21 protein-coding genes and 1 tRNA gene are annotated in these 22,840 nt (G+C 72.5%); 15 read left to right on the top strand and 7 right to left on the bottom strand.

All coding sequences use genetic code 11. The features are described 5' to 3' along the window. Positions 1 to 8: 8 nt before the first annotated feature. On the top strand, positions 9 to 692 hold the full coding sequence (locus F1D97_RS04150) for a superinfection immunity protein (protein WP_236122459.1): 684 nt from the start codon (positions 9 to 11) through the stop codon (positions 690 to 692). 15 nt (positions 693 to 707) lie between these two features. Here the strand turns inward: F1D97_RS04150 and F1D97_RS04145 are convergent, their stop codons facing one another. After that, positions 708 to 1,493, bottom strand: coding sequence for an SDR family oxidoreductase (locus F1D97_RS04145; protein ID WP_236122458.1), 786 nt, complete (start codon positions 1,491 to 1,493; stop codon positions 708 to 710). Positions 1,494 to 1,572: 79 nt separating this feature from the next. On the opposite strand from F1D97_RS04145, the gene F1D97_RS04140 reads away from it, so the two are divergent. From F1D97_RS04140 to F1D97_RS04125, 4 genes are all read left to right on the top strand, one after another. Continuing rightward, positions 1,573 to 1,658, top strand: a tRNA-Leu gene (locus F1D97_RS04140). Between the two features lie 266 nt (positions 1,659 to 1,924). Then, the gene (locus tag F1D97_RS04135) at positions 1,925 to 3,301 is read left to right on the top strand and encodes a condensation domain-containing protein (RefSeq protein ID WP_236122457.1); all 1,377 of its coding nucleotides are present in this window, start codon (positions 1,925 to 1,927) and stop codon (positions 3,299 to 3,301) included. Then, complete coding sequence (locus F1D97_RS04130; protein ID WP_236122456.1) at positions 3,298 to 5,172, top strand: ATP-binding cassette domain-containing protein; 1,875 nt, start codon at positions 3,298 to 3,300, stop codon at positions 5,170 to 5,172. The genes F1D97_RS04135 and F1D97_RS04130 overlap by 4 nt, the downstream gene beginning before the upstream one ends. Then, positions 5,169 to 6,947, top strand: a complete 1,779-nt coding sequence (locus tag F1D97_RS04125) for an ABC transporter ATP-binding protein (RefSeq protein WP_236122455.1) — start codon at positions 5,169 to 5,171, stop codon at positions 6,945 to 6,947. The genes F1D97_RS04130 and F1D97_RS04125 overlap by 4 nt, the downstream gene beginning before the upstream one ends. Before the next feature lie 15 nt (positions 6,948 to 6,962). On the opposite strand, the gene F1D97_RS04120 is transcribed toward F1D97_RS04125, so the two are convergent. From F1D97_RS04120 to F1D97_RS04105, 4 genes are read right to left on the bottom strand one after another with little or no spacing between them, the layout of a single operon-like run. Further along, positions 6,963 to 7,532 carry a hypothetical protein gene (locus F1D97_RS04120; RefSeq protein WP_236122454.1) on the bottom strand — a complete coding sequence of 190 codons (570 nt, stop codon included), beginning with the start codon at positions 7,530 to 7,532 and terminating at the stop codon, positions 6,963 to 6,965. Next, positions 7,519 to 8,553, bottom strand: a complete 1,035-nt coding sequence (locus tag F1D97_RS04115) for a hypothetical protein (protein ID WP_236122453.1) — start codon at positions 8,551 to 8,553, stop codon at positions 7,519 to 7,521. The genes F1D97_RS04120 and F1D97_RS04115 overlap by 14 nt, the downstream gene beginning before the upstream one ends. Continuing rightward, positions 8,550 to 10,256, bottom strand: coding sequence for an AMP-binding protein (locus F1D97_RS04110; protein WP_236122452.1), 1,707 nt, complete (start codon positions 10,254 to 10,256; stop codon positions 8,550 to 8,552). Before F1D97_RS04110 ends, F1D97_RS04115 begins: the two co-directional genes overlap by 4 nt. Further along, positions 10,246 to 10,467, bottom strand: a complete 222-nt coding sequence (locus F1D97_RS04105; protein WP_236122451.1) for an acyl carrier protein — start codon at positions 10,465 to 10,467, stop codon at positions 10,246 to 10,248. The genes F1D97_RS04110 and F1D97_RS04105 overlap by 11 nt, the downstream gene beginning before the upstream one ends. A 301-nt stretch (positions 10,468 to 10,768) precedes the next feature. Between F1D97_RS04105 and F1D97_RS04100 the strand changes: the two genes are divergently transcribed. From F1D97_RS04100 to F1D97_RS17465, 10 genes are all read left to right on the top strand, one after another. Further along, a complete protein-coding gene (locus F1D97_RS04100; protein ID WP_236122450.1) occupies positions 10,769 to 11,815 on the top strand; it encodes an ATP-binding cassette domain-containing protein in 1,047 nt (348 codons plus the stop codon). 1 nt (position 11,816) lies between these two features. Continuing rightward, positions 11,817 to 13,196 (top strand): class II 3-deoxy-7-phosphoheptulonate synthase, encoded by a 1,380-nt coding sequence (locus tag F1D97_RS04095; RefSeq protein ID WP_236122449.1) that lies wholly within the window; start codon positions 11,817 to 11,819, stop codon positions 13,194 to 13,196. A 103-nt stretch (positions 13,197 to 13,299) separates the two neighbouring features. Beyond that, a complete protein-coding gene (locus tag F1D97_RS04090) occupies positions 13,300 to 14,253 on the top strand; it encodes a phosphotransferase (protein WP_236122448.1) in 954 nt (317 codons plus the stop codon). Continuing rightward, a complete protein-coding gene (locus tag F1D97_RS04085) occupies positions 14,250 to 15,662 on the top strand; it encodes an Ldh family oxidoreductase (protein WP_236122447.1) in 1,413 nt (470 codons plus the stop codon). Before F1D97_RS04090 ends, F1D97_RS04085 begins: the two co-directional genes overlap by 4 nt. Positions 15,663 to 15,699: 37 nt before the next feature. Then, positions 15,700 to 16,395, top strand: a complete 696-nt coding sequence (locus tag F1D97_RS04080) for a sulfotransferase family protein (RefSeq protein WP_236122446.1) — start codon at positions 15,700 to 15,702, stop codon at positions 16,393 to 16,395. Continuing rightward, on the top strand, positions 16,392 to 17,159 hold the full coding sequence (locus F1D97_RS04075) for a phytanoyl-CoA dioxygenase family protein (protein ID WP_236122445.1): 768 nt from the start codon (positions 16,392 to 16,394) through the stop codon (positions 17,157 to 17,159). The genes F1D97_RS04080 and F1D97_RS04075 overlap by 4 nt, the downstream gene beginning before the upstream one ends. Before the next feature lie 2 nt (positions 17,160 to 17,161). Continuing rightward, positions 17,162 to 18,229 carry a phosphoenolpyruvate carboxykinase (ATP) gene (locus F1D97_RS04070; protein WP_236122444.1) on the top strand — a complete coding sequence of 356 codons (1,068 nt, stop codon included), beginning with the start codon at positions 17,162 to 17,164 and terminating at the stop codon, positions 18,227 to 18,229. Beyond that, entirely contained in the window at positions 18,142 to 19,368 is a 1,227-nt protein-coding gene (locus F1D97_RS04065; protein ID WP_236122443.1) for a pyridoxal-phosphate-dependent aminotransferase family protein, read from the top strand. The genes F1D97_RS04070 and F1D97_RS04065 overlap by 88 nt, the downstream gene beginning before the upstream one ends. Then, positions 19,365 to 20,417, top strand: a complete 1,053-nt coding sequence (locus F1D97_RS04060; protein ID WP_236122442.1) for an alanine racemase — start codon at positions 19,365 to 19,367, stop codon at positions 20,415 to 20,417. The genes F1D97_RS04065 and F1D97_RS04060 overlap by 4 nt, the downstream gene beginning before the upstream one ends. Before the next feature lie 110 nt (positions 20,418 to 20,527). Next, complete coding sequence (locus F1D97_RS17465; RefSeq protein WP_317618945.1) at positions 20,528 to 21,301, top strand: proteasome accessory factor PafA2 family protein; 774 nt, start codon at positions 20,528 to 20,530, stop codon at positions 21,299 to 21,301. Between the two features lie 43 nt (positions 21,302 to 21,344). On the opposite strand, the gene F1D97_RS04050 is transcribed toward F1D97_RS17465, so the two are convergent. Beyond that, on the bottom strand, positions 21,345 to 22,013 hold the full coding sequence (locus F1D97_RS04050) for a DUF6803 family protein (RefSeq protein WP_236122441.1): 669 nt from the start codon (positions 22,011 to 22,013) through the stop codon (positions 21,345 to 21,347). 161 nt (positions 22,014 to 22,174) lie between these two features. After that, entirely contained in the window at positions 22,175 to 22,792 is a 618-nt protein-coding gene (locus tag F1D97_RS04045) for a DUF305 domain-containing protein (RefSeq protein ID WP_236122440.1), read from the bottom strand. Positions 22,793 to 22,840 lie beyond the last annotated feature (48 nt).

Below are 22,840 nucleotides of genomic sequence, written 5' to 3'. Positions count from 1 at the left end.
GAGGAGCCGTGTCGGGGACCGACGGCGACCGCTACTTCGACGGGCACGAGCGCCGGTACGACGAGCCCGCGACCTCGCCGTACGGCACGCCGGCCGCGGGCGGTGGGACGCCGGCGTACGGGACGCCGCCGGCCTCGGGTCTCGACCTGCCGCCGACCGCGCAGTACCCCGCGGTCTCGTCGTACCCCTCCGGCCCGAACCCGGCAGCCTCGTCGTACCCCGCAGGCTCGTCGCACCCCGCAGGCTCGTCGTCGCCGACCGTCTCGGCGTACCCGGCGTACGACGTCACGCCGTACGACGACGTGCCGCAGGCCCACGTGGTCCGGCCCGGTGTGGCGCCCTACGCGCCCGGCGCGTGGCCGGCAACCATCACCGACCGTGTGACGCCGTCGACCGCGGGCATCGTGGTGTCCTGGCTGCTCGCGGCGTTCACCGGGTTCTACATGCTGCCGTTCGCGATCGCGATGACCCGCGGGAAGGCCGCCCGGTGGGGGATCTTCTGGGTCACCCTGCTGCTGGGGTGGACGTTCGCCGGGTGGGTCGGGGCGCTCGTGTGGTCGTGCCTGCCGCACCGGGTGCTGTCCGCCGCGCCGGGTGCGGCCGGCTACGCGGTGCCGCCGGGGTGGTACCCGACGCCCGACGGTCGCCGTGCGTACTGGGACGGCGCACGCTGGACGGGCCACGTCGCCTGACGACGGCCCCGCGGGTCAGCGCAGGTCGGCGAGCGCCTCGTCGAACGTGCCACGGCCCGTGCCGTGCTCAGGCGTGAGCTGCGCGCCCGCGCGGAACGCCGCGAACGAGCGGCCCGGCAGCCGCACGCTGACGCTCCGCGGCCGCCGACCCCGCGCCTCCGCGACCGACCGGTAGGCGGTGCGCGCGTCGACGACCCCCGGCCCACCCAGGTCCGCGACCCGCCCCGACGGCCCCGCCTCGACGAGCTCGACGAGCCGCACCGCGACCTCGTCGACGTCGACCGGCTGCAGGCTCGTCCCCGCCGGCAGGACGGTGAGGCCCCCGACCGTGAACCGGTCGAGCAGCACAGGCACGAACTGGTGGAACTGCGTCGCGCGCAGGATCGACCACGGCACGCCGCCGACCTCGACGAGGTGCTCGACCTCGAGCTTGGCGCGGTAGTAGGAGTACGGGATCGCGTCGACGCCGACGATCGAGATGAAGACCAGGTGCGGGGTCGCGGCACGACGAGCCGCGAGCAGCAGGTGCGCGGCGGCGGCCACGTCGTGCTGCGGGCGGCGCGGCTCGCTCGCGCAGTGCACGATCGCGGCGGCTCCCGCGACGGCGTCGTCGACCCCGGCGCCCGTCGTCAGGTCCGCGACGACACGCTCGACCCCCGCCCGGCTCTCCCCGGGCCGGCGGCTCAGCACCCGCACGGCGCGGCCCCCGCGGACGAGCTCGGCGACCACCGCCCGCCCGAGCATCCCCGTCCCTCCGGTGACCAGGACCGGACCGTCGCCGTGCGCGCTCTCCCCTGCCATGAGGGCCATCCTGGCAGCGACTGCGGCGGGCGGTCGTGGTCTTGGGCGCCCTCCGGGTCGTGCTAGCCTTCTGCAGCGCGCGCGAGTGGCGGAACGGCAGACGCGCTGGCTTCAGGTGCCAGTGTCCGAAAGGGCGTGCGGGTTCAAATCCCGCCTCGCGCACCACGGGGTCTCGGGACAACCGAGGCCGAGCAGTCCGGACAGCTCCCGGCAGGACGAGATCCTGCCGGGAGCTCCTGCTTTCACGGCCCGACCACTCGGCTGACGAGCAGCAGGCCTCTCCCTGCGCTCCCTCTCGACACGACGCGGATCGGTCCGCCTCGTGGACGGGATTGCACCGTCTGCCCCGTTCCGCGAGGGTAGGCGGTCGTCACCCCGGCGTTCGGGTGTGGCGAGCATGTAGTGCCGGAGGCGAGGGGGCCGCATCCATCATGTCGTCGAGGCTGATCCCACTGCTGCCCAACCAGGCATGGTTCCTCGCCGAGCTGGCGACCACCATGGTCTCTCCCAGCCGGTGGAACCTGGCACGGTTCCTCGACCTGCCGTCGGACGTCACCGGCGACCAGGTGAGGCGCGCCGTCGAGGCGGCGTGGCAGGCGCACGAGTCCCTGCGCGCTCGGGTCGTGCGCACGGCCTCCGGCTGGCAGCAGGATCTGCGTGACCGCGACGAGCCGATGCCCTTCCGTGTCATCGACGTGGCACACGTCCCGCCCTCGGAGCGCGAGGCGCTCATCATCCGGGTGGGGGGCGAGATCCGTGCCTCGTCGCTCGACCTGGAGAGCGGGCGCCTCGTCGACATCACACTCTTCAGGGGCGGCCCTGAGGACCCGTGCAGGCTGCTTCTGGTCGTGCACCACCTGCTCGCCGACGTGCAGTCGCTCCGACTGGTCGTCGCTGACATCGAGACGGCGCTCGCTGCGATCCTCCGCGGCGATGACCCGCCGCCGCCGCGCGCCGAGACGTTGGAGGCGTGCGTCGCGGGGTTCCACACGTACGTCGACACCTTCGCGGACGACGACCTCGAGATCTGGGCGCGTGACGTCGAGCCGGCCGCGACGCTGCCGGCGCTGCCTTGCTCCCCGTCCGCGATCCACACCTGGACCGTCCGGAGCCACGACGTCACGCTCGACGGCTTGGCAGACGTCGGCCGGGCCTCCGGGACCGGACGGCCCGACGACCCCGAGCTCGCGCTCCTGGCGGGTGTGGGCTCTGCGGTCACCGAGGCCGCGGACGGCCCCGTGTGGGTCAAGACGATGACGCACGGGCGCACGCTCCGGAGTCCGGACGGACGCTCACTCCTTCCCGCGGGTGCGCGACGGACCGTCGCCTTCTTCTCCACTGCAGGACTCTTCCAGCTCAAGCCCCGGGACGGACGGGGCCACGGCGCCTACGCCGCCGACCTCGCGGCTCGGGTCGCGGAGCAGCCCAACCGGGCGCTCGCCCCGGGTCTCGTCCGTTGGCTGCGCCCCGACGGGCAGCGCCCGGCCCTCGTGGACGAGGCGGCGCGAGCGACCGTGCTGCTGTTCAACTACCGTTCGAAGGCGCGCAGCGCCGCCGCCGCGAGGATCGTGAGCTCGTCCCCGTTCTCGGCACCCGGCGGCGAGGACGCCCTGGAGCCTCGGCCACCGTTGGTCGTGGACGGGCTGCTCGAGGCCGGGCGTGTACGCGTCGGCTGGTCGTTCGACCCGTACCGCTTCGACTCGGACCTGGCGGCCCAGATCAGCAGCTCCGCTGCCGCCGACGCGAGGAACGTACTCGCGGACGCCACGCACCCGGTACCGGATCACGCGGTAGCGGCACAGCTGTGAGCGGCCTCCTGCGGGACCGTTCGTCGGCCCTCGCGCGCCTCGTCCAGACCGCCCGTGACCGGTACGCCATGGTCCTCCTGCTGCCCGTAGGCGGGCGGGTATTTCCGCTCGTCGCCCTGATCGTGGCGAACACGGTCCAGGTGGCCGTTCCGGTGGCGGCAGCCGCGGCCACCGGCGCGCTGGTGGCCGCGGTGCAGAGGGCAGCCGCTTCCGGGGACCTGAGTGTCATGACGGCGCCGCTGGTCGCGATGGTCGCGTTGCTCGTGATCGGCCAGGTGGCGGAGATCGCCTGCCAGGTCCTCGACACGCACATCGCCCGCCGGATCGACGGGCACATCCGCGCCGACGTGCGCAGGATCGCCCTGGAGCCCCGGGGGCTCGAGCAGCTCGAGGACCCGGACTACCAGGCCGAGCTGCTGCGTGCGTCGGACTTCAGCTCCGAGCGCGGCCGGAACCAGTCCCCGGGGGCAGCGGTCGTCGGGCAGGTGTGGCTGATGTTCCGCTTCGCGGGCGCGATAGCCGCCGCTGCGATCGTGGCGAGGATGTCGGTGCCTCTGGCGCTCTTCCTGCTCGTCGGGTCGATGGTGGTGCGCGCCGTCGTGCGCAAGCAGTGGCTCGGGCTCTCCGAGGGGCACGACGAGAACGTCGTCGGTGAGCGGCGCACCGGATGGTGGAGCGACCAGGCGACGCATGCGTCCGCGGCCAAGGAGATCCGGATGTTCGGCATCGGCGACTGGGTCGTCGACCGGCGCACCGCGGCGGCACGCGCGTGGCTGACCCGGGTCTGGAGCGACCGGGACGAGGTGCTGAAGGAGCAGGTCCCGGTGGTCCTGCTCGCCTTCGCGACCTGTGGCGCAGCGCTCGCCGTGCCCGCCTGGTACGCCGGCTCCGGAGCCGTGGACCAGGCGACGATGGTGACAGTCATGGTCGCCGGGATCGCCGTCCTCGCGATGGGCCTGATGGGCCAGGAGGCGTTCGCCATCGAGTACGGCACGGTCGCGGTCCGCGCGTACGGACGGGTGCGCGCTGGGCGGCCCGTCGAGACCACGCTCTCCGCTGCCAACCTTCCGGTCGACCTCACCTCGGACGACGACCTGACCGTGCGGTTCGACGGCGTCGGCTTCACCTACCGCGGCACCAGCACGCCGGTGCTCGCCGACCTCGACCTCACGCTGCGGCCGGGGGAGGTCCTCGGACTCGTCGGGCGCAACGGGGCCGGCAAGACCACACTGCTCAAGCTCCTGCTCGGGCTCTACGAGCCGACCGACGGCCGGATCCTCGTGGGGGGCACCGACCTGCGCGCGATCGACCACACCGCCTGGCGACGACACGTGGTCGCCGTGTTCCAGGACTTCCTCCGCTACCCCCTGCCGGCGACCGAGAACGTCCGCCTCTCCGTCCCGGAACGCCCCGTCGACCACGGGCTGGTCCGCGCGGCGCTCGAGCGCGCGGGGGCCGGCGACGCGCTGACGCAGATCGACCGTCACGGGTCGACGCTCGGCACGGGCTTCGCGGGCGGAAGCGACCTCTCCGGGGGCCACTGGCAGCGGCTCATCATCGCCCGGGCCCTGTACGCGCTGGAGCACGGCCGGCGGCTCCTGGTGCTCGACGAACCGACCGCGCACCTGGACGCCGCCGCCGAGGTCGAGTTCAACGACAGCGTGCTCGACCAGCTGCCCACCTCGGTCGCGACACTGCTCGTCTCGCACCGGCTCTCGAGCGTGCGCCGGGCCGACCGGATCGCGGTCCTCGAGCACGGACGCATCTCGGAGCACGGGACCCACGAGGAGCTCATGCGTCGCGGAGGCGCCTATGCCTCGCTCTTCACCCTTCAGGCCTCACGCTTCCAGGACGTCGGGAGCGCGTCGTGAGGGGCCGGCTGGGGGTGTTCGCGCATCTGCTCACGCTGACATACCGCGCCGGCCCCGCAGCGACCGTGTGGACCAGCAGCATCACTGTCAGCCGGGCCTTCGCGGTCGCCCTGCTCGCGACGTCCCAGCGATGGCTGGTCGACCACGCGGGGATGGGATTCACGTCGAGCATCGTCGGTGTCGCTCTCCTCGGTGCGGCCGCGCACGTCGCCACCGTCGCCGGCGGCCGCATCCAGGGCACCAAACGCGCGAGCCTGAACGAGAGCGTCGACATCGCGCTGAACGACGACATCCTCCGGCGCACCGCACGCATCCCGACCATCGCCCACCTGCAGAACCCGGCGTTCCTCGACCGGCTCTCGCTCCTGCGCCGCGGCACGCACGTCCTCGCCGCCGCGACGTGGTCACTCGCCGAGGTCGTCACGTCGGTCGTGAGTCTCGGCCTGAGCATCTGGCTGCTCGCGGGGATCCACCCCGCGCTCGCGCTGCTCGCCGCCCTCGCCGTGCCACCGCTCATGGTCGTCGGACCGAGCCAGCGGTCCGTGAAGCGGTCGCTGCAGGAGGTCGCCGAGTCGAAGCGCCTCGAACAGCGCCTCCACGAGCTCTGCGTGACGTCGGACGCGGGAAAGGAGGTCCGGGCCGCCCAGAACGGTGGCGAGCTGTCCGCCCTCGCTTCCTCCCTGTGGGACGCGGCCGCCGCGCGGGAGATGCGCGGCCGCGTCCGAGCCGCGGCGATGCAGCTCGGCGGATGGGTCGGCTACGCGATCGGGTACGCCGCCGCGCTGGTCGCCGTGGCCCACATGGCCGTGGACGGGTCCGCGACCGTCGGTGACCTGGTGCTCGTCCTGACGGTCGCGGCGCGCCTGCGCAACCAGGTCTCACAGACCGTCTCCAACGCGAGCCGCATCGCGGAGAGCAGCACGGTGGTCGAGGCCTACCAGTGGCTGCTCGAGTACGACCGCGGGCGGCCGGTCACCGGCCTGTCCGCGCCCGAGCGACTGGAGGACGGGATCCGGCTCCGGGACGTGAGCTTCCGGTACGAGGGCGCCGACCAGGACGCCCTGTCGCACGTCGACCTCCACCTGCCGGCCGGCTCGGTGGTCGGCCTCGTGGGCGTGAACGGCGCCGGTAAGAGCACCCTCGTGTCGTTGCTGCTCGGCCTCCAGCGGCCGACCGCGGGGTGCATGGAGATCGACGGGACGCCGCTCGCGGAGGTCGAGCCGACGGCGTGGACGCAGCGCTGCACGGGCACCTTCCAGGACTACTGCCGGTTCAACCTCCTGGTGCGCGAGGCCGTGGGGGTGGGCGATCTCGACCGGATCGAGGAGACGTCCCCGGTGCACGCCGCCCTGCACCGAGCGGGTGCCGACGGCTTCGTGTCCCGTTTGGACGACGGCATCGAGACGCAGCTCGGCGGGCTGTTCGACGGTGTGGAGCTCTCCGGCGGGCAATGGCAGAAGATCGCCGTCGCGCGCGGCCTGATGCGCCCGGACCCGCTGCTGGTGGTCCTCGACGAGCCGACCGCAGCGCTCGACGCGGAGGCCGAGCACGAGCTCTTCGAGACGTTCGCGGCACTCGCACGCACCCACGGGGCGAGCAGGGGCGCCGTGACGGTCCTGGTCTCGCACCGCTTCTCCACGATGCAGATGACCGATCTCGTCGTCGTCCTCGACCACGGCGGCGTGATCGAGCTCGGCTCCCACGCGGACCTGATGCGCCGCGCGGACGGCGTCTACCGACGCCTCTACTCCCGGCAGGCGGACGGGTACCGCTAGGTACCCGTCCGCCTGTCAGCGCGCCGGGTCGCCGGCCAGCTGGGCGAGGACCTGGTCGTACCAGTCACCGAGCTCCACGGCGGACGGCTCCGCCAGGTACCAGTCGTCGTCGGCGGCCAGCCCGATCGACGAGGAGACGGACCGGAGGACACGGACGCCCTCGGCCCACGAGCGCGTCGCTCCTGCGCGAGAACCGTCTCCGGCGTCAAGCGTGTCACGGAGGAACCCCAGCGTGCGCTGGACCTCCGTCTCGAGCTCCTCCGCGGTCTCGGGCACCGTTCTCTCCAGCAGCGCCCATGCCCGGTCGGCGAGCTGCGGGTTGACGAGGCCGAGGGTGTCCAGGGCGGCGATGCCCTCGTCGAACGTCCCCGGGAGGGTGGCGACGTGCGCTCCGGTCCGGACCGCGAACCTCAGGAGCCCCACGAGGAGCATGCGCTCCTGGGTGTACCACAGGAGGCCTGCCTGACCTGCTCGTCGGGCGCCTTCCAGGTCGAAGTGCAGGCTCATCAGCCGCTGGTCGATCTGGCTGGACCGTCGACGGCCGCGCAGCCAGTCGGTGAGCGGCTCCGCCTCAAGCTCCAGCATCGGACACCTCCGTCATGAAACCGCTGGCAACGAGCCGACGCATACCCGGGACGAGTCCGATGCGCGCCACCGCGTCGGGCACGCCGAGCTGCGCCGACACATGACGGGTCGCCGTCGACCAGTCACCGGACGCGGCGAGGGCGCGGCACGCTGCGGCAGTCTCCGGCGTGAGCCGCACGATCCGTCGTCGGCCGAGGACGAGGTGGACGTCGTCCTGTCCGTCCACCACGCGGACACCCTGCCCCAGCGACCAGCTCGGTGCCGCCAAGGCCGAGACGACCTCGTCCGGGCAGGCGAGCACCTCGTGCAACAAGGCGATCGCATCGGTGACGCCCTCGGGCCGCGTACGCCTGAAGCGCGCCAGCAACTCCGCTTCGGGGTGGCCGGGCGCCCACGTGCGCCGCGCCTTCTCGATGACCCACTTGGGCGCCGGATACCCGTCGCCGGCCGCCGCGAGCCGCGCCGTGGCCCACCAGATCGCCGCCTCGCGAAACCGCAGGAGGGTACTGCGGTCCCCGGTTGCGCACGCCAGGTGCGCCCGCGCGAGCCACCGTGCACTCTCCGCCGTAGCCCACCGCTCGACGGCGGCTGCCGCCACCTCGACCTGGAACCGTGCGAGCAGATCCGCCATCGCGGGATCCACCTCGTACCGGAAGCCGATGGCCACCCGGTAGAACCGGTCGACGTCCTTGTGCGACAGGGCCGTCGCGCCCACCGGGGTCACCCCGACGGTCCGGTCCGCCAGCGACGCCAGCGACCCCACGGTCATGTACTCGCAGTCGACGTACCGGTTGTCGCGGACGCCGATCGCGGTGGCCCGTGCCCCAGATCCGCCGTCGGGAGCGATCACGTACAGGTCGATGTCCGAGTTGGCGTTTCCGAGACCGTCGACGAGGGAGCCGGTGAGCACGCACGAGTACGGCCGCGGAACCGACTCGAGGACCGCCGCCGTCTCCCGGTCGACCTCGCGCCACACTTCGTCGGGCAGCTCGAGAGCCGTGCGCTCGTCAGCCGTCGTCATCGTTCGACCTCCACGAGGTTCGAGGCCGGCAGGTCGGCCGCCAACGAGAGACATGCCGAGCGCCGCACCTTCCCGCTGCTGGTGAGCGGGATGCTGCCCGGCGGGAGCAGGTGCACCCGGTGGACCCGGAGGCCCGCACCGCGGGCGGCGGACGCGACGATCCGTCGGTGCAGCGCAGGCACGTCCGAGGGCTCGGTCGGTATCCGCTCCTCCGCGAGCACGACGACGCTCGTTCCCTCGTCGTGGTCCACCGGCACGACGATCACGCGACCGTTCCGAAGCTCGGGCGCGGCCGCCTCGATGCATGCCTCGACGTCCAACAGGTAGACGTTCTCTCCGTTGACCTGGAACCGGTCGGCGCTGCGTCCGAGCAGGTAGAGCTCGCCGTCGTGGACGAATCCGAGGTCCCCCGTCCGCCGCAGGTGCCCCACGCGCGCGGCGGCGAGGGGTGGGACGACCTGCGGTCCGTCGATGGCGATCTCACCGACGCACCCGTCCGGCAGCGCCGCTCCCGTCGAGGGGTCCGTGACGGCCACCTCGGTTCGGGGAAGAGGGCGTCCGCACGACACGACAGGGACCGTGTCGCGCCCCTCGGACGCGGGTTCGGCCCGGCCTGCCCTCAAGGAGGCGGCGTCGACGTGCAGCACCCTCGGCAGCTCGTCGACGCCGGAGGTGGTGACGGTGAGAGTGGCCTCCGCCATGCCGTAGGACGGCGAGAGGGCCGTCGCCCGCAGGCCGCACGCACCGAACCGGCCGGTGAACTCGCGCACGGTGCGTGCCCGGACCCGCTCGCCGGCAGACCTCGCGACAAGCACCGAGCTCAGGTCCAGCCCGTCGAGGCTGAGCACCTTCCGGGTGCACAGCGCATAGCCGAAGTCCGGTGCGGACACGTGCGTCGCACCGCGCCGACCGACCTCGTCCAGCCACCTGCGCGGGTCCGAGACGAACTCGGACGGGGACATCAGGACGGACGGGTAGCCCGTGTGCAAGGGACGGAGCACCGAGGTCACCAGGCCCATGTCGTGGTGCAGAGGCACCCAGCCGACCGTGACGCTGGACGACGACTCCCGGTACACCTCGGCCGCCTGGCGCAGGTGTGCGAGCGCGGTCGAGGCCGTCACCGGCACGGGCGTCGGGGCACCGGACGACCCGGACGTGTACTGCCAGTACGTCGCGCCCTGGCCGAGAGGTTGCAGGGGCGACCGAGCGGGGTCCGCGCAGAGCGTGCCGTCACTCGCCGACCTCGAGACCAGGTCCCCGACCGCCCGGACTGACGTGCGAGCGACCGTCCCGTCGAGCGCCGCCGCGACGCCCGGTTCGTCGCCGGACGTGAGGACGAGCCACGGCTTCGCCGACGCAGCGATCCCGGCGACGCGGTCGCGGTGCCGCGGGTGGCCGCGTGCGGGATCGGGCACGGGCACGGGCGCCGCACCGGCGACGAGACACCCCAGGAAGCCCACGACGAACGCGATCGGGTCGCTCGTGGTGACCAGGACCGTCGGCGCGCCGTCGGTCGGACGGGTTGCGGCGAGCTCGTGAAGAGCGGCCGCGAGAGCGCGGGACCGGCGAACCGCTTCGGAGAACGGCAGGTGGTCCTCGTTCCCGTCCTCGAGCCACGTCCAGCCCTTGTCGGTCGTCGCGCCGCGCGCCTCCAGGAGTTCCTCGTACGTCGTGAACAGCGGCCTGGCTGGGTCAGGCGTCATCGAGCGCGCTCAGCAGGTCGGCGAACGTCGCCGACTCCAGCACGAGGCGCTCGTCCACCGGGCGCCCGAACGCCTGCTCGAGGATCTCCGCAACCTCCAGCGCCGCGAGCGAGTCGCCGCCGAGCTCGTAGAAGTTGTCCTCCGGCCGGACGACCGGCGCGCGCAGGGCCTGCGCGACTTGCACGAGCACCTCGGACGTCTCTGTCGACACTGGTTGCCCCCTCGGCGTGTCCGTCTTTCGAGCGCAGAACCGGGAGGAACTGCGTCAACGGTGCGGAACCGTAGCAGGGGGTCACGTCGATGTTCACCCGTTCCGGCGAAACGGCGGGGCCGAAAGTCTCAGAAACTCCGCCGATCTCAGTTCGTGGGACATACCGGGTGAACTCGGTGCGAGTCCGTATGATCCGGACCCACGTAACGCCCATCGCCGGGCCCGACCCGGCGCGAGGGGCGCCAGGCAGGGGGCCGCGAGTATGACGATGACTACTGACGCGCGTGCGCATCGCGAGCTGGTGAGCTCGCCGTTGGCGGCGACACTGGCCGGGGGCCACGTACGGATCGAGGCGGGGACGTCCGCCGCTGTGGGCGACCTTCTCACGCACGAGCTCGGTCCGTTCTTCGACATCCGTCCCGGCTCGCAGGGCGACGCGGCCCCCTTGCTCGCGCACGTGGAGTTTCGCCGCGAGGACGTGAACCCGCCGGCACGCCGGGGCGAGCCCGTCGTCCTGCACAGCGGGAGTCACGACTATGACGTGCGCCTCGGGCGCCGTTGGGTCGAGGCCGACGGCGCAACGATCATCAGGTCCGATCGGACCGGCTCGCTCGTCACGGCGGACCCGTCCACCCGCCGGGTCGTGGTCGCCAACCCCGACGAGAAGCAAGGTGCGTCCGACGTCCGGCGGGTCGTCCGCGACTTGGTCTTCCTGCCCTGGCTGGAGTCGCTCGGCGGCCTCGTCGTGCACGGCGCCGCCTTCGAGGGAGACGACGGCGGCGTGACCCTCGTCGTCGGCGACCGGGGCGCTGGGAAGACGACCTTGTTCATGGCCGCCGGCACCGTCGGGACGCGGCGCGCGCTCTCGTGCGAGCGCGTCGTGCTCCTTCCGGGACCGGACGGGCTGACGTGCTGGGCGTGCCCCGAGAACGTCAGCATCTTCGCCGGGACTCTGCGGTCGTTCACCGAGACGGCGGACCTGGCACCGGCTCCCGACGCGGCGACCGAGTGGGAGCGCGAGTCCAAGATCCGGGTTCCCTGGCGCACGCTGTTCGCGCGACTCGGCATGGTCCCCACGACCGGCGGCCGCCTCACGCGCGTCGTGCTGCCGCGCTGGGTCGACGGCGGGTCGGCACGCAGCCGCGTCGAGCCCGACGCGGCGCGACGCAGACTCCTCGACCACGTCGTGACGGGGCGCGACACCAACCGGCCCGACTGGCTCGCATGGTGGGCTCCCCAGCACTCGACCGCCACGCTCGCCGCGGCGGCCGCGGTGCCGACCGTGGCGGGCGAGTGGTCGGACGTGCCGTCCGCCGCGGATCTCATCCTCAACTCCTGGGAGGGCTGACGTGACCGAGACGTTGACCGACAGGCCGTTGCCCGACGCCGCCGAGGCGTGGCGCAGCCGTCCGATCGAGCAGGCCGTCGCCTGGCCCGACGCGGGCCTGGCGCGCCAGCAGATGGAGGTGCTGCGCGGCCTGCCGCCGCTCGTCTTCGCCGGGGAGACGCGTAACCTCCACGACCGGCTCGCCCAGGCCGCGGCAGGCGAGGCGTTCGTCCTGATCGCGGGCGACTGCGCCGAGTCGTTCGACGTGTTGCGCGCCGACCGGATCCGCGACCAGCTCGCGATCATCCTGCAGATGTCCCTGATCCTGACCCACGGCTCGGGGATGCCCGTCGTCAAGATCGGGCGCATGGCGGGTCAGTTCGCCAAGCCCCGGTCGAGCATGGTCGAGGAGACCCCCGACGGCGTGCTGCCGTCCTTCCGTGGCCACCTGATCAACAGCGAGTTCGCCGACTCGGTCTCGCGGACCCCTGACCCCCGTCGCCTCGTCCAGGGGTACAACTACTCGGCGTCGATGCTCAACCTGGTGCGTGCGTTCACCACCGGCGGGTTCGCCTCACTCAGCCGGGTCCACGCCTGGAACCAGGATTTCGTCGCGCACAGTCCGGCCGGGCACCGCTACGAGCTGCTGGCGCAGGACATCGACCGTGCCGTGCGCTTCATGCGCGCGTGCGGGCTGGAGCTCGAGCACGAGCGCGCGCTGCAGCAGACGGAGTTCTTCACCGCGCACGAGGCGCTCGTCCTCGACTACGAGTCCGCCCTCACGCGCATGGACTCGATCACGTCCCGGTGGTACGGCTGCTCGGCACACCTGCTGTGGATCGGGGAGCGGACGCGGCAGGTCGACGGCGCGCACGTGGAGTTCGCCCGAGGCATCAGCAACCCCATCGGCGTCAAGGTGAGCGCGTCGTGCACGCCTGAGGAGCTCGTCGAGCTGTGCGGACGGCTCGACCCGCAGCGCACGCCCGGCCGGCTGGTGCTGATGGCACGGATGGGTGCCGAGCGCGTCGAGGACGCGCTGCCGGGGCTCGTGGCGGCCGTCCGCCGGGAAGGTCACCCCGTCGTGTGGATGAGCGACCCGATGCACGGCAACACCCGGACCACCGACTCGGGCATCAAGACACGCGACTTCGACACGGTCATCACCGAGCTGCTCTCGTTCCTCACGATCACGCACGCCGAAGGGGTGCCGCCCGGCGGGGTGCACCTCGAGCTCACACCCGAGGACGTGACCGAGTGCACCGGGGGCAGCTGGGCGACCTCGGAGGACGCCCTGACCCGCGACTACCGGTCGCTGTGCGACCCGCGGCTGAACGGGACGCAGGCGCTCGATCTCGCGTTCATCGCCGCGGAGCACCTCCGGTCGCTCGGTGTCAGCTCCTGACGGCTGGGCGACCGACACGGCTGCCACCGTGCGGCGAGTGGCGGAACGCCGGATCATCGCGGCCGCGCACCGGTGTGGGCGGACTCTCGGTCCGCTCGAGCAGATGCCGAGCGTCACCGACATGGTCTTCGCGACGTCGTGCGACGGCCACGCAGCGGTCGCGAAGTGCGCACTCGCCGGGATGTCGAGGAGCACGCTCGTCGCGACGCTGGGCGCGCGGGTCCGAGACGACGACGTCGAGCGTCGGGCGGAGACGTGGGCGCAGGCTCTCGCGTGCTCGCCGGAGGGGACGAGCCTGGAGATACTCGCCGAGATCGTCGCGGACGACGTGGTGCGGGTCCCGCGAGTGCTCGTGGCGGACAGGGACGTCACCGTGGTCGAGCGCGTGCCCGCGGACGGGGCGACGCGCCTCACCGGGCAGCAGGCGGAGCACCTGTGGCGTGCGATGGAGCGGCTCTGGAAGACCAGCGCCGTGACCGGCGAGGGCCGTCGCCACGGGGTCAACGCCAACCACCGGCGATCGATCGAGTGGACGTACGAGCGGAAGTTCGGTGGAACCCGTGCGCACCGCTACCTGCGGACCGCCTTGCCGGCACCCCGGCTCCATCGAGCCGTCGGTGCGGTCGTCGACGGCGTGGCGCTGAGTCGACCACGTGCGGCAGCCACCCCACGGCTCGTGCACGGAGACCTGAAGCCTGAGCACGTGATCTCGTCGGTCGGTGGACACGTGCACCTCATCGATCCGGCCGTGCACCTCGGCGACCCCCGGGCCGATGTCGCCAGACTCCTACTGCGCAGCGCGCTGGCGTCGGGGGGAGCGGGTGCGGCCCTGCAGGGCCGCGCAGGCGAGGCTGCGACGGAGCTCGGCGGCGAGACGGTCGTCGTGCTGATGGCGATGGACTGGGTGAACATCGTGACGACGTGGGCGACGAGCGGTCTCTTGCGCGACAGCACGCTGCTCGCCCAGGCAGGCGTCCTGATGAGTGCGCTCGGCCGGCGCGGTGACGCGGCTGGCGTCGCGTCCGACCTGGCCGCGGCGGGGATCGACGCGCGGTGATCCCCCAGCAGCCGCAGCGACGGGCGCTCGTCCTCAGCGACGGTCGACTCGACGCCGAGCAGCTCCGGCGTGAGCTGCGCGGCTGGAGCGTCGTCGATATCGCGTCCTTCGCGAACGGATGTCCGCCGTCCGTGGTGGACCGAACCGTGCTGACGATCCTCGAGGACGCGCACGAACGGGTCCTGCTGCTGGGTGACGTACGGACCGCGCCGCTGCGTTCGTTCTACACCTGGGTCGGGTCGCACGGTGACGCGCCGGCCGTCCTCGTCCGGGAGGGACTCGACGCCGGTCCCTGGGTGGTCGCGCTGCCGGTGCGGACGTACGCGACCGTCGACGACATCCGTCGCGAGCTCGAGACCTCGGGCGCAGGACCGTCGCCCAGCGGGCGCCCACGTCGTCGGACGATGGCGGCGCCCGACGTGCAGGAGGGTCTCGAGCGCCTGTTCACCGCGGAAGGCCTGACCGCGCAGGACGCCGCGACGGTCGCCGCCGCACTCGTCCACTCCGAGCGTGAGGGGTACCCGTCCCACGGCGTCCTCCGGGTGCCGGAGTACGTCACCAAGCTCCGGTCGGGCCTGATCAACCCCCGGGGTCGTCCCCGCACGACCGCCTGGGGTGAGGGTCGGTACACGATCGACGGGGACCGGGCGATGGGTGCGGTCGTCGTCCGGCACCTGGCCGACGACGTCCTGGCGCGTGACGAGTCGGTGCAGTGGATCGCGGTCCGCCGCAGCGGTCACCTCGGTCGGCTCGCTCACCTCGTCCGTCCGGTGGCCGAGGCGGGCCGCATGGCGTTCGCCGTGGCCAACTCCGCGGGCGGGGGGCAGAAGGTCGCTCCGTTCGGCGGCTCGGAGCCGCGGCTCGGGACCAACCCGATCGCCTTCGCGACGCCCATGCCCGGTGGGCCGCCGCTCGTCGTCGACGTGAGCACCTCGTCGGTGAGCGAGGGCGCCGTGCGGAACGCCGCACTGGGCGGTCCCGGCGTGCCGCGGGGTGCGGTGCAGGACCGGTACGGCCGAGCGGTGCGGATCGCCCCCGACGTCCTGAGCCGTGCCACCCTGCAGCCGCTGGGCGCGACGCAGGGGCACGGGCACAAGGGCTTCGCGCTCGCGCTCATGGTGGAGGTGCTCGCCGGGGTGCTTCCCGGCTCGGGGTTCGTGCAGGCCGGTGTCCCGTCGTCGGGAACCTCGGCGCTTCTCGTCACCATCGACCTCGCTGCGCTCGGGCGCCGCCGAGAGGCGGTGCTGGAGGACCTGGGCCGGATGGCGGCGTACGTCGCGAGCTCACCGTCGCTGCCGGGCAGCAGCGTCAGGCTGCCGGGCGAGCGCGCGCTGTGCGAGACCGACGTGCACCTGCCCGAGACGGTCGCGCGTCATCTCGCGCCCTACCTGGCCGCGAGCACCGCATGACCTCCACACGTCCGACAGGAAGGGACTCACGGCACCGATGACGAGGATCTTCATCACCGGTTGCAGCCGGTCCGGCACGACACTGCTGTCGAACATGTTCCGCGGCTTCGCGGGGGTTCGCGTGGTCGCCGGCATGCACCGGATGACCGACTTCCCGCGGTCGAACGCCGAGGGGACCGCGGTGGTGCTGCGCCGCACGCCGGCGTGCGCCCTGGACCTCGCCGACCAGGTCCGCGAGCACCCCGGCGTCTGGCTCGTCGACATCATGCGTGACCCCCGTGACGTGGTGACGAGCCGGTACGGCGGCTCGAGTGCGTTCCACACGAGCTTTCGTCGGTGGGAGCGAGACGTCGCTGCCTTCGAGCGTGCCGCGGAGCGGCACCCCCGCACCCTCCGGATCCGCTTCGAAGAGCTGATCCGTCAGCCCGGTCGGGTTCAGGACCGCATCGCCGCCACGCTCGACCTGGCCCCCACGAGCGACTTCGCCGACTTCCCGGCACTGGTCGCCGACGTGGCGATGAGCCCCAAGGAACTCGTCTCGCTCAACTCGGTCCGCACGCTCGATCCGCGCGTGATCGGTCGATGGCGCAGGGCGGCGGACGCAGCCGCCCGCGTCCGTCAGGAGCTCGTGCGGTTCCCGGCGCTGCCCGGCCATCTGATCCGGCACGGGTACGAGGCGGACCGGTCCTGGATCGACGATCTGCTCGCCATGACGAGAGGAGCCAGAGGATGACGGAGCTGACGGACGAGGAGCGCTACCGATTCGAGACGCTCGGGCTGTTCGTGCGCCCGGCGATCCTGTCGGACGACCTGGTCGCGCAGGTCAAGTCGCAGGTGCGGACGGATGAGCGGTCGATCCCGGCGGGCCCGGCGGCAGCGCTCATCGACCACCCCGGCGTGCTCGGTGCGGTGACGGAGCTCATCGGGTCGGATCCCAGGCTCGAGCACGTCGAGGTGCTCGACCGCCACTCGGGCAACGTCGCCTGGGGAGGGATGCCGGCCGAGCCGTACCGGTCGGACATGCACCTCTTCGCCAACGGGACTCGCCGGGGCCGGGCGGTGTGCGGTGTCGTGCGGGTCTCCTTCGAGCTGGACCGGGTCGAGCCTGGCGAGCGCGCGACGGTCTTCGTACCCGGGAGCCACCGCGTCGAGAGCGGTCGGCCGGTGGACCTCGTGGACCGTCCGGACGATCCTGACGACCCGCTGTTCGCCAGCTTCGGCTGCCCGCCCGGGAGCGCGGTCATCAGCTCGGAGTTCCTGATCCGCAGCTCGCCGCCGTGGCCGTCGAGCCGGGACCAGTCGACCGTCTCGTTCGTCTACGCCCATCCTGCCGTGGCGTACAGCCGGAACATCGTCACGCGCGAAGTCCTGGACGCGCTTCCCCTGCGCGTGCGCGGCTATCTCCGTGATCCCTGGCAGTACGACTTCGGCACGCAGCCGCCGACGCGGAACGTACTTGACCGCCACCTGGCCTCGATGTCGAAGGGGGGGAGCTGACCATGGACTCGTTCTCCGTGTACTGCCCGCAGGGGTCCGTGGACGTGGAGTCGGACACGCCCACGGTCCGGGCTCTCCTCGAACGCGAGATCGGCATCTTCTTTGGCATCGGCGACGCCCCCGCCGGCGGTCGTCACCTCGGGACGGTGCGGTTGCACGCCAGGGCGTTCCCCGGTTCGTTCGACGGGGCGGGCGTCCCGCTCTCACTGCACTCGGGCAGCCACGACTACGACATCCGCCGGTCCCACGTCCACACGTCCTCCGACGGCGTCCGCACGATCGACTCGTACGACACCGGATCCGTCCTCGTCGTGTCGGACGAGACGCGGGAGGTCGACGTGTACAACGTCAACGCCCAGGTCCTCGCGGTCGACTCGAAGCGGGTGATCCGCGACCAGGTGCTCGTGCCATTCCTCGAGTCGCTGGGCGGCGTGACGTACCACTCGGCGGCCTTCGAGCTGGACGGCACCGGGTTCCTCGTCGCGGGAGACCGCGGCGCGGGCAAGACCACGGTGTTCTTCTCGGCGATGCTGGCCGACGTGGCTGCCGCGCGGTTTCTGTCCTGCGAGCGCACGGTGGTCCTGCCCGTCGACGACACGCTGCTCCTGCAGGCCTGTCCGGAGATCATCAGCCTGTTCCCGGGCACGCTGCGCAGCTTCGCCGCGACGCGCCCCATCGCCCCGGTGGTCGGGCAGGAGCTCGAGTGGGCTCGCCCGGCGAAGAAGCAGGTGGGTTGGCGGCAGCTGTTCGACCTGTTCGGAGTCGTGGCGGAGGCGTCGAACCCCCGGCTGTCGGTCGTGCTGCTGCCGCGGTGGACGCCAGGGATCGACGAGGTCGAGGTCGAGACGTTGACCGCGGACGAGGCCGAGGCCGAGCTGATCGAGCACCAGATGACCCACCGGAACGCGAACAAGCCGAACTGGCTCGGGTGGTTCACCGAGGCCGACTCCCGTCCGACGGCGCGACGGATCGCCGAGAGCACGTGCCTCGTGCTGCGCTGGCCGGATCCCGCGGTGCTCACGCACTGGTTCGAGCGGTTCACCGCGGACCGCGTGGCGGTCGCGGGATGAGCCTGGCGATCCCGCTCTTCGTCCCTGGCCCTGTGACGTTGAGCGACGCCGTGATGAAGGCCGGCGCCTCGGCGACCGTCTACCACCAGGGCACCGAGTTCGGTCGTCTGGTCGCGGAAGTGGGGCGGCTCGTGGGCGAGGTCCTCGGGACGGCCGAGCCGGTCTACTGCCTCGCGGGCACCGGGACGGCTCTCCTGGAGACGGTGCTGCGCAACGTGTCCGCCGCGGACGAACCGGTGACGGTCGCCTCGAACGGCTATTTCGGCGAGCGGCTGGCAGAGACCGCGGGCCGGTTGGGGCTGCGAGTCGTGCACCTTCGTGAGAGCTGGGGCGCCCCCGTGTCCCTTCCCGCCCTGAGGGCCGCGCTGGAGGCGGGTGCGACGAGCGTCTACGTGGTGCATCACGAGACGTCGACGGGGTTCGTGAACGACCTGGCTCCCATCGCGCGGCTGTGCCGTGAGCTCTCCGCGGTGCTGGTGGTCGACTGCATCTCGAGCGCCGGTGCCCTGCCGGTCGAGATGGACCGGGTGGGCGTCGACGTGGCGGTGATGACGAGCCAGAAGGGCGTCGGCGGCCCGCCCGGGGTCGGGCTGCTCGCCATCTCTCCGCGTGCCTGGGCACGGGCTGAGGCGGTGGGCCCACCGACGACGCTGGCGGGTGACTGGTCCCGGATGCGGGCGGCGGCCCTGCGCACTCCTACCCAGGCGCTGTGGACCCCGCCGGTCACGGTCGTCGCGGCGTTGCACGCGGCGCTCGTCGAGCGTGTCGTCGACGTACCGCTGCCTGAGACCTGGCGGCGGACGGAGACGGTTGGCGTGGCGATGCGCCAGGGCCTGGCCGCCCTCGGCTTCCGCCATCTGCCGACGGGCGCGGTCGCTGTGCCGCCTGTCACGGCCACCCGACCGCCCGAAGGCGTGAACGCCACCCTGCTCGTCGAGGCCTTGCGTGCGTACGGCGTGCAGACCGGCGCCGGTCAGGGCGAGCTCGCCGGTGAGATCCTGCGCATCTCGCACGTGGGTCTGGAGCTGTTCCACGTCTTCGGGCTCCTCGGTGGGATGGAGGCAGCTCTCGACGACCTGCGAGGATCGGCCGGCACCGCACCGGCGGTCCGCGCAGCCCGGGCCTGGGGCGCCCGGTGACGCGACCTGCTCTCGGCGGCACGCTCTCGGTGCGGCCTTCGGCGCTCGCGTCCAACGCCAGGCTGGTCCGTGCTGCGGCCCGGCCGGGCATCGCAGCGGTCGTCAAGGGCGACGGGTACGGCCTCGGGGCCCAGGAGTGCGCCGAAGCGTTCTGGCAGGCCGGCATCCGCGACTTCTACGTCGGTAACGGGCCGGAAGGTCGACGCGTCAAGCGTGCGGTGCCGGAGTCGCGCGTGCGCGTGCTGCCCGGCCCCGCGCCGGCCCGAACCGACGACTTCCCGGAACTGGAGTGGATACTCGGCCGGTCCGCGCTCCAGGGTCCGCTCGGCCCGTCGATCAGCATCGAGGTGGACGGAGGGACCGGGCGGGGCGGCGTCGCGCTGAGCGACCTGCACCGGCTCATCGAAGCCCTCCCACGCTCGACGGTCGTGCGGGAGCTTTCCGCACACTTCCCCAGGGATGTCCCGGCGGAGTGCGCAGCGCGGGCCGTCGAGATCTTGGAACGGGCGTCGGACACCCGCCGGATCGGGACCGTGTCGCTGGGGGGCGGGGACGTCCTGTCCTGGGACCTGGACCTGCCCGAGCACTGGTTGGTACGCGTCGGCAGGCTCTTGTACGGCATCCCGTCCCGGGCTCCGACGCCTCCGGGCGCGCACGTGGCGGTGGCGTTCGGCTGGTCGGCGAGCGGGCGCGCGGCGACCCCGGTGGCCTCGATCGGGTACGGCGCGGAGGCGCCTCCGGCAGGGGTCCCGCTCCACGTCGGCGTCGGTTTCGCCCACGGTATGCCTGCGCCGGCCGTGGGGACCTGGCAGGTCCTGGCGGGCGGCCACCGCTACGAGATCGCACACGTCGCGATGCTGTCGTCGGTCGCATACCCCGTCGCTGAGGGCTTGCCAGAGGGCGCTGAGGTCGACGTCGTGCTGCTGGGCCAGGGCGACGCGGGGTCCGTGTCGGTCCGGGAGACGGCCGCGCGTCTGCGGATGCCGACGAGCTCGCTCCTCGTCGGCATCCGCCCGGCGGCGCGCACCTACGGTGAGGAACCGCAGTGAGCATCCATCGAGTGACCGGGCTTCGGCTGCGGCTCCGTGCCACCGGGATCACGCCGAGTCCCTCGCGGTTCCTGCCCAACGGCGGTCGGGTCGCCGCCTACCCAACCGGCGTGACGTACGCCACCCCGGAGGTCACGGGCCCGCTGGACGCGGTCCGGTGGCATCGTGCAGGAGCCATGGTGATCCCCGGTGCGGTCGGCGATCGCGCCCACGCGACCGACGAGTTCTACGAGGTGGCTCCACGCGTCCCCGTCGGAAGGATCCGTCACCTGCTCAGGCCTCACCTGACGACGCGGCGAGCGATCGGTGTCGGCACGCCCAGCGTGACCATCAGGTCGCGCGGCACCGTGCTGGTGGTCGAGGAGCACGCCGAAGGCAGGGCCAGCGACCGGGGGACGTTCCTCCGGGTGGGGACGACCTCGTTGGTCCTGGCCATGATCGAGGACGGCTACCTGGTGGAACGGATCGACGAGACGGACGCGCGTGCCGCGCAGGCACGCTTCCGCGAGCTGGCGGGCCGGTACCTGGACCGACGCTTTGGCGACGATGCGGACCCGGACGCGCGGGCGGTGCTTGAGTACTGGTCGCTCGCGCTCTCCGGTGAGGTGGTCGAGGAGGACCCGCTCGCGGCGCTGGTGGCGTCCCGTGACGTCGCGCTCGCGGCAGTCGCGCCCCCCGCCGACACCCGTGCGTACTTCCGGGGCGAGTGCATCCGCCGGTTCGGCGCGGTGGTGACGTCGTGGGACGCGATCCACGTGCGTGACCGATCGATCCTGATGCGCGACCACCTGGGATGGGGCCGTTCGCGGATGGGATCTGTGCTGGAAGCCTGCGAGGACGTCGACGACCTTCTCGCTGCGTTCGCGCCGGGCCGGCGGCCTTGACCGGAGACGAGCCAGGGTAGGTAGCGCTGCTGCGCCCGGGCCGTCAGTGGGTCATGCCCTCCATGGGGTTGCCGTCCGGCATGACGTGCGTCGGGTCCCAGCCCAGCACGGTGGGGTCGAGCATGCCCGCGATCATCGCGACGTGGGCGACGACGAGGAAGATCCCGACGAGCGTGGCGTGCGTCTTGAGGCGGCGTCGCTCGTCCCACTGCTCGCCGACGACACGGGTCTCGAGCAGGGTCATGCCGAACAGCGGTACGAGGCCCAGCAGGTAGAAGCCGACGGCGATCACGTCGGCCGGTCCGCGCCAGCCGCCGTCGATGGTGAGCGGCACGACGGCGTGCTGCAGGAGGTAGACGACGACGCCGAGGAAGTAGAGCCCGGCGGCCATGCCGACGTACTTGTTGAGTGCGCGCACGGTGCGCCCGGCGCGCTGGGGCGAGAACAGGATGACGAGCTCGGTGACGGCGACGGTCTCGGCGGCGATCACGGGGACGGCCATGAACAGCAGCAGGTTCCACGGCTGGTTGTCGGCGAGCAGGCCCATGTAGTGCGTCGAGCCCATGTCGGGCCCGGTGGGCCAGGCGGGGAGCAGGAGGCCCAGCACGACGATCGCGCCGCTGGCGGCGGCGAGCAGCATGGCACGCACCTCCCAGGTGAGGCTGGTGCGTGCGGGTGCGGTGGGGGTCGGGCTGGGTGCGGTGGCGACCATCGGGACTCCTTCGTCGTGGGACGCCGGACGGCCCGGCGGCGGGGCCAGCCTTCTGACCGCGGGTCGAGCGTCGGCTCAGGTCCGATGAAGGATCGATGAAGGTGCTGCGGGCGCGGGCCTGCGGGTGGCCGCGTCGGGACTGAGGGCCCAGGTCGCGCGCGTCAGTCGTCCGTGAGGGGCGCCAGCAGGGCGCGCATCTCGGCGATCTCGGCGGTCTGGTCACGCACGATCCGCTCGGCGAGCGCGAGGGCGCCGGGGTCCCGTCCGGCGCGCTCCTCCATGCGCGCCATGTGCACGGCGCCCTCGTGGTGCACGATCATCAGCTCGAGGAAGAGCCGGTCGAACGCGGGCCCGCGGGCGGCCTCGAGGTCGCCGAGGTCGTCGTCGGACGCCATGCCGCCGTCGCCTCCCCTCCCGCCGTGGTGCATCCCGGGCATCGTCGCGCCGTCGTCGGGCACGGCGGCACCCCAGGCCTCGAGCCAGCCGCTCATGAGGTCGATCTCGGGCTGCTGGGCTGCGGCGATGCGGCGTGCGAGCGCGGCGACCTGGGCGCTGCCGGCACGCTGCGGTGCGAGGGCGGCCATGTCGAGCGCACCCTGGTGGTGGATGATCATCTGCTGCGCGAAGTGCACGTCGGCGCGGTCGGCGACGAGCGATGACGTCGAGGTCGCCGGCCGGTCCGCGGCGGGGGTGGCGGGGTCGGTCTGCGCGCACGCGGCGACGACGGTCGTGCTCGTCGCGACCACGAGCACGACGAGGAAGGGGCGGACGACGCGCACGGGAGCTCCAGAGATCGGGGACGGTCCGTCTCCACTGTCCACGCCCGG

Origin of the sequence: Cellulomonas palmilytica (assembly GCF_021590045.1) — a bacterium.
Taxonomy (GTDB): domain Bacteria; phylum Actinomycetota; class Actinomycetes; order Actinomycetales; family Cellulomonadaceae; genus Cellulomonas; species Cellulomonas palmilytica.
Note: the sequence above shows the minus strand (reverse complement) of the source record. Positions and strands in the feature narration are given on the sequence as shown.